Source organism: Microcystis sp. LE19-131.1A, from assembly GCF_027532015.1.
Taxonomy (GTDB): Bacteria; Cyanobacteriota; Cyanobacteriia; order Cyanobacteriales; family Microcystaceae; genus Microcystis; species Microcystis ichthyoblabe_A.
In genome coordinates this window covers 23,257-29,674 of sequence record NZ_JAPZSS010000215.1, presented here as the reverse complement: position 1 = coordinate 29,674, position 6,418 = coordinate 23,257, and the positions used below count along the sequence as shown (strand labels likewise).

General features: G+C 38.8%; 6 protein-coding genes and 1 pseudogene. 6 read left to right on the top strand and 1 reads right to left on the bottom strand.

Annotated features, from left to right (window positions below; translation table 11 throughout):
* The first annotated feature begins 242 nt into the window (after positions 1–242).
* From O9323_RS15840 to O9323_RS15830, 3 genes and pseudogenes are all read left to right on the top strand, one after another.
* A pseudogene (locus tag O9323_RS15840) lies at positions 243–2,324 on the top strand (NACHT domain-containing protein).
* A gap of 430 nt (positions 2,325–2,754) precedes the next feature.
* Entirely contained in the window at positions 2,755–3,462 is a 708-nt protein-coding gene (locus tag O9323_RS15835) for a hypothetical protein (protein ID WP_288125402.1), read from the top strand.
* 163 nt (positions 3,463–3,625) lie between these two features.
* Positions 3,626–4,036: a VOC family protein gene (locus O9323_RS15830; protein ID WP_288125401.1), complete on the top strand. Its 411-nt coding sequence runs from the start codon at positions 3,626–3,628 to the stop codon at positions 4,034–4,036.
* Here O9323_RS15830 and O9323_RS15825 read toward each other — a convergent pair.
* The gene (locus tag O9323_RS15825) at positions 4,003–5,187 is read right to left on the bottom strand and encodes a class I SAM-dependent rRNA methyltransferase (protein WP_016515736.1); all 1,185 of its coding nucleotides are present in this window, start codon (positions 5,185–5,187) and stop codon (positions 4,003–4,005) included. The two genes, O9323_RS15830 and O9323_RS15825, sit on opposite strands and share 34 nt — an antisense overlap.
* Here O9323_RS15825 and O9323_RS15820 point away from each other — a divergent pair.
* The 3 genes from O9323_RS15820 to O9323_RS15810 are packed head-to-tail and all read left to right on the top strand — an operon-like array spanning position 5,186 to position 6,236.
* Positions 5,186–5,317 (top strand): hypothetical protein, encoded by a 132-nt coding sequence (locus tag O9323_RS15820; RefSeq protein WP_002737283.1) that lies wholly within the window; start codon positions 5,186–5,188, stop codon positions 5,315–5,317. The two genes, O9323_RS15825 and O9323_RS15820, sit on opposite strands and share 2 nt — an antisense overlap.
* 6 nt (positions 5,318–5,323) lie before the next feature.
* Entirely contained in the window at positions 5,324–5,458 is a 135-nt protein-coding gene (locus O9323_RS15815; protein ID WP_256377755.1) for a hypothetical protein, read from the top strand.
* Complete coding sequence (locus O9323_RS15810; RefSeq protein WP_002751580.1) at positions 5,442–6,236, top strand: MlaE family lipid ABC transporter permease subunit; 795 nt, start codon at positions 5,442–5,444, stop codon at positions 6,234–6,236. The genes O9323_RS15815 and O9323_RS15810 overlap by 17 nt, the downstream gene beginning before the upstream one ends.
* Positions 6,237–6,418: the final 182 nt, after the last annotated feature.

Here is a 6,418-nt window from a genome sequence, read left to right as displayed (position 1 = left end):
CTCTTCTAGGTTCTGTGTGATAAGTTTAACTTACATAGGATCGATCTTTGTGTCCTCTGTGTCTGGAGTGGTTCCCTCCACTCCCTCGCCAGCAGGACTGTATCTCAGAATACATTTTACCCACCAAATCCAAAAGAGCCAGCGGGTTTCTGGGTTGATGATGAGAAACCCGCTTTCTGAGTTGTTGGGAAACCCGCTTTCTGGCTTATACTAAGCTTCAGAGGGTTTACAGGGGTTAAGTTATGACAGGAATTGAAACAACCATTGTAACGGCATTGACTAATAATTTTATTGGCCAAATGATTAAATCGGGGTGGGAGGGTATTAATAAAAATGAGTTATTGAATAAAGATGTCGGACAGCTTTTCAAAGAGGGAAAGTATCTTTTTTTACGGGAATATACTCAACGTTACTGGGATCGGCACGGCATGATTAAGGTTTTAAAAATGTCTAAGCCGATGGATTTGGAGTCAATTTATATTAATGTCAAATGTTTAGGAAATTTAGTCAGGGATTATTATGATGAAAATTTAGAAAATAAATATCGTGAGAGTAAGCAGCGACGGTTTAACTTTAGGGATGATGGTAAAAAAGATGGTTTACTTTTGGCTAATCAAGAACAATATTTAATGGTACTTGGTGATCCTGGTATTGGTAAATCTACATTTTTGCGAAAAGTTGGTTTAGAAGCTCTCAAGGGAAATAAAGACAGTTATCAGCATCCTCTAACACCTGTTTTACTGGAGTTGAAAAACTTTAAAGAAAACGAGATTAATATTCAGGCATTAATTGAAGAGGAGTTTAAAATCTGTGGTTTTCCCAATGTGGAAAAAAATATTAGCAATAAACTAGAAAAAGGGGAATTACTAATTTTATTAGATGGTTTAGATGAAGTGCCAACAGCTAATGTGAATAATGTAATCGAGAAAATTAAAGATTTTGTAGATAGGCATTATAAAAATCGTTTTATTCTCTCCTGTCGCACTGCTGCTAGAACTCATCTTCGACGATTTACCGATATTGAAATTGTCGAATTTGATGATCAGCAAATTCAAAGTTTTATTGAACATTGGTTTAGTTCGGAATTAGATCGGAAAAATGAGACGGCTAAAAATTGTTGGGAACTGTTGCAAAAGGAGGAGTATAAAAGTGCAAAAGAGTTAGCTCATACACCGTTATTGTTGACTTTTTTGTGTTTGGTTTATGATGAAAATCAATCTTTTCCCACAAATCGCAGTCGCCTTTATCAAGATGCGTTACGAATTTTATTGGAAAAATGGTCAGCCGAAAAACGTTTACCTAATCGCGGTTTAGTTTATGAAAATCTCAGTATTGAGCAAGAAGAAATTTTGCTATCTGAAATTGCTTATCAGAATTTTGTAGCAGATAAACTTTTTTTAGAAAAACGAGAAATTGTTAAGCAAATTAAAGATCACCTTAAACAAAACTTAAATGCTCCGCAACATCTGGACGGAGAAAAAGTATTAAAAACCATTGAAATTGAACAGGGAATTTTAGTAGAGCGGGCGAGAGATGTCTATTCTTTTTCTCATTGAACCCTTCAGGAATACCTGACGGCTCAGTATATCTATGATAATGATTTGATTGAAGAAACAGTTAAGAATCATATAACAGAAACTCGTTGGCAAGAGGTGTTTTTGTTAGTGGCGGGTTTGATGCGAGGGAAAGCCGATAAATTGTTATTAGCAATGGAGAAAGAAGCTCAAGAATATGCGAAGAATGCCGAATTATCTAAATTTCTTGTTTGGGTAGAGCAAGCAACTGGTGAATTAAAAGAATCGGTTAAACCCTCTGCAAAACGCTCGATCATTCTTTTTGACAGATTAAATAAAGGGATTAATTTTACCAAGTGCTATAATCGAATACATTCAGATATGTATAATAATTACATAGATAATACTCCACAATTTGACGAACCTTTCCTTGAGCAATTAGATAAATTAAGACAAAAATATGTTGGTATTGATGTTTTGTATCAATATCATTATGGACATTTGTTAACCAGTGAACAAATGCAAAGTGAAAAAACAGCAACACATATTTTTGCATTGATTAGTTCAATTACAAAAAAAATACTAGGACAATTAGAATTTGATCAAATCTCAGCATTTTATGAAAAAATAATTCTAGATTTTTATAAGCAAAGTCCGATTGGGTTCTCTTCTTGGAGAACACCTGACTGGATTATATTTCAAAATTATCTATACGTTAATGAATTAATGCTAAGTTGCCAAAAAGTGGCTGTTAATATTTCCCCTACCGTTTGGCAAGAAATCGAAGACCGAATGCTCCGCGTTCCTTAACTTCTACTTTTTTTCTCAAATCTTGCCTTTCCAATTGGATGAGATTAGCGAAATATTAAGTAGGTAGGCGTTAAAAATTATCAGATGCCCCCCTTATCAAGGGGGGACTAAGGGGGGATCGAACCTAAAATCCATTTTTGAATTGGCGGGTTTTAGAAGAGGGGCGAACTTTAGCTGATTATAACATCCAAAGAGAAAGCACATTACATCTAATCCAAAATTCACCGGTAACTGTTTTTGAACCTTCGGTAACAGCCGCTCTAATTTTTCTAGGGTTAGGGTCTATAATAGTAAGATCGACGAATCTTAATCAACGGAGGAAAAAAACAGACCAAAATTCTTTAAAATCGGGTAAAATAGTTCATAAATGAACTTCTCCTAAATATGGTGGCTAGGGCGATAATTAGTTTAGTATTAGTGAAAACTTGGAATGGTTCCGATGATGATGAAATTATTAGGATGTCTAGTCATTTTTGCAAGTTTAGTCAATGTTACACCAGGGATGGCAATTCATTCCCCCCGACAAGTTGCTCAAGCGTCTAGCACTTCTTCGATTCAAGGTTATTGTTTTTCAGTCGCTAATGATAATCTGGATGCTACCGCGAGGATTTATATTCAGGGAAATCAAGTCACGGGTCGGGTAGAAGCTACAATTCATAATGAACAAGCAGCTTATTATAGTTCCTATACTCAAACCTTACAAGGAACAAAAAAGGGGAATCAGTTAAACTTAAATATCACGACAAAAATTGAGTTAGACACCCAAAAAACTCAAGCAATCTGGACATTAACCGCAGATTCTTTGAATACGGGACGAGTCGTTTATCAAAAACAACCTTGTTTATTGTCTCAAATCCGGTTTGCACCAGGGACTAATAGCGCCACCGTCAATCAATCGGTTGTGCGAGGGAGTCGAAATATTTATCTCTTAAGAGCAAATCAAGGACAGAGAATGGATCTGAAAATTACATCATTAGAAAATAATGCCGTATTTGATGTGATTGCACCGAATGGGGAAATATTGACAACAGAAGCTACCCAATCTAGTCTAAAATTACCTGCTACTGGAAATTATGAAATAATTGTAGGAGGAACTCGCGGCAATGCCACCTATAAATTAAATGTTAAAATTCAATAAATAGTAGCAATGTCCACCCGAAGATACTTTCATTGGTGGAACTTTAGCCAAAAGATTGTCAACCACAACGGTAGCAGCATCAATCTTGAATCAGTAAACAGTTATCAGTTATTCAGTTATCAGTTTACTGTTTACCGATCACTGAAAAAGCTTGCCAACCCCGATGAATAACCCCCCCGATAGTCCATTCAATTACACAGAGGCTTTTATTGCCCTAGGCACGAGTAATTTCGATTGCTCGGTGCAGTTTTATCGTCAACTGTTGCAACAGGAACCAAACCCCTACCTTGCCGACGTTTATGCGGAATTTAGGCTGATTAACCTTAAATTAGGTCTTTTTTGCCCTAAAGAGTCCCACAGAGACGAATTTAGTGATTCTAGGGGCAGTGGCATGAGCATTTGTTTCGAGGTGGAGAGTCTCGAAAAAGCGATCGAGCATTGGAGCGAAATCGGCTATGGTGCTAGGGGAGAAATTAGCCAAGCTTCCCACGGTCCGGAAATCTACATCTATGATCCAGATGGTAATCGTTTAATTTTCCATCAATCCACCGCTAAAACCAATCCTTTCAGGTAGGAACCTTCCGAGTGATAGATACTGGTGGGATGGTCGGCCGGTTGGCTTAAACGTGCTAAAATTCGCACTGGGCGAGCCGATTCAATAGCGGCAGCCATGACAGCCCCCTGAAAATGTTCTTCGTTAACCACTTGGGAACAGGAAAAGGTGAAAATAATACCTTGGGGGCGAATTTTCTGGAAAGCTTGGTAATTTAATCTTTTATAAGCCATAACCGCCTGATGACGGGATTGGATACTTTTGGCAAAAGCGGGGGGATCGAGGACAATCAGATCGTAATCCTCCTGACAGTCGCGCAGGAAGTTAAAAACATCGGCGCTGTAGGATTGATGGGGAACTTGACTGAGATTATTCAGGGCGATATTTTTTTCGGTAAGATCGATCGCACCGTGGGAACTATCAACGGAATCGACTAGGGCAGCCCCCGCTTGCATAGCATAGACGGAAAAGCCGCCAGAGTAGCAAAAAGTATTTAAAACCCGTTTATTCTGGGAATATTGAGATAATAAGGCTCTATTTTCCCTTTGATCGAGGAAAAATCCCGTTTTTTGTCCTTTTTCCCAATCAATAATAAAGCGATGGCCAGATTCTAACACCTCATCGCTGGTTTTTTGACCAAATAAGTATTTATTTTCGGAAATATGGGCGCTTTTCGCTAAAACTGCGGCACTTTTATCGTAAACTGCCCGTAAATTGTCAGCGTAGATAGTTTTCAGACAATCGACAATCAGATCGAGACGTTGGTATAAAGCTAGGGAATAAGCTTGAATAACCGCCGTGCCATTGTACCAATCGACGATTAAACTGGGTAAACCGTCTCCTTCAGCGTTAATTAAGCGATAACAGTTAGTTTTCGGGTTATCCACTAAACCGATTTGTTGCCGCAGCTGATAGGCATTCTGGAATTTTTCGAGAAATAATTGAGCAATATCGCTGACTTTTGGGAAAGAAAGAATTTTAACGGCAATATTGCTGGGATTATACAGTCCAGTGGCTAGATATTCGCCTCGATCGCTATAAACCTCCACGATAGCACCCTCTTTGACTTCCCCCTCCATCTCTTTAATCGCCCCGGAAAATATCCAAGGATGGAATCGTTTAACAGCATCAATTTTATGGTTTCTCAGGATAATTTTCGGTAAATCTGGCATGGATAAAGAATCAGGGTTGATAGCTGACGGCTACTGGAAATTCTATTATCCCCTGCTGGCAGCACAAAACCATAGTTTCTTATCCCTCGATCGAGTGGCATCAAAGCAAGTCCCCACAATCGAGGGATAATCATACATGAGTAGAAAACGGGTTTCTCGGAGAAACCCGTTTTCTGTGCGTTACTCAACGGATTTAGTATCAGAGGGAATTCTCGCCTATAATAAGTTAGATTTTAGCGATAGTCCCTCGACAAATGCCAAGAAAAATTGATGCTGCCAGTGGTTTAAGTTTATGGTTTCAGCGTTTGGGGGCTGCCGGTTTGTTAGCGGGACAAACTTTTTTACATATTCTTAATGGCAAAATCCACCGGCGTAATACTCTGGAACAAATGAGCATTGTTGGACCAGAATCCTTGACAATTGCCCTAATTACTGCTGCTTTTGTGGGTATGGTTTTCACTATTCAGGTAGCCAGAGAATTTATTTTTTTTGGGGCGGGTAGTTTTGTTGGGGGAGTCCTTTCCTTGGCTTTAACAAGAGAATTAGCCCCGGTTTTAACTGCGGTGGTGGTGGCGGGGAGAGTTGGCTCGGCTTTTGCCGCCGAAATTGGTACAATGCGAGTAACAGAACAAATTGACGCTTTATATATTTTAAAAACCGATCCGATCGATTATTTGGTCATTCCCCGGGTGATTGCCTGTAGTTTAATGTTACCCCTGCTCACTATTATCTCTTTAGTCACGGGATTACTGGGTGGTTTATTGATTTCTGATAGTCTTTACGGTGTTTCCTATTCCCTATTCTTACAATCAGCCCAAAATTTTCTACAAACATGGGATTTAATTAGTTCTATGTTAAAGTCCCTAATTTTTGGGATTTTAATTGCCATTATCGGTTGCAGTTGGGGTTTAACCACCACCGGCGGTGCTAAAGGAGTTGGTCAATCCACTACCACGGCTGTGGTAACTTCTTTATTGGCGATTTTTGTGGCTAATTTTTTCCTCTCTTGGCTGATGTTTCAAGGGACTGGTAATGTGGAAATCGGCTAAGACAGTTATCAGTTATCAGTTATCAGTTATCAGTTATCAGTTATCAGTTATCAGTTATCAGTGCCAAGAAAACGGCAATTTTCTACTTAATAACGCTCACTAAAAACTCAAATCAATTTGGTCGAAATATCTATATTACATTTTGGGCGCACGCGATGCGCCCCTACCATTGGCGCAATAAT

Bases quoted from the DNA above. Each gene is read 5' to 3' on its own strand.
- O9323_RS15835 (WP_288125402.1), top strand. From the start codon at position 2,755: ATGGTTCCGATGATGATGAAATTATTAGGATGTCTAGTCATTTTTGCA.
- O9323_RS15830 (WP_288125401.1), top strand. From the start codon at position 3,626: ATGAATAACCCCCCCGATAGTCCATTCAATTACACAGAGGCTTTTATT.
- O9323_RS15820 (WP_002737283.1), top strand. From the start codon at position 5,186: ATGGATAAAGAATCAGGGTTGATAGCTGACGGCTACTGGAAATTCTAT.
- O9323_RS15825 (WP_016515736.1), bottom strand. From the start codon at position 5,187: ATGCCAGATTTACCGAAAATTATCCTGAGAAACCATAAAATTGATGCT.
- O9323_RS15815 (WP_256377755.1), top strand. From the start codon at position 5,324: ATGAGTAGAAAACGGGTTTCTCGGAGAAACCCGTTTTCTGTGCGTTAC.
- O9323_RS15810 (WP_002751580.1), top strand. From the start codon at position 5,442: ATGCCAAGAAAAATTGATGCTGCCAGTGGTTTAAGTTTATGGTTTCAG.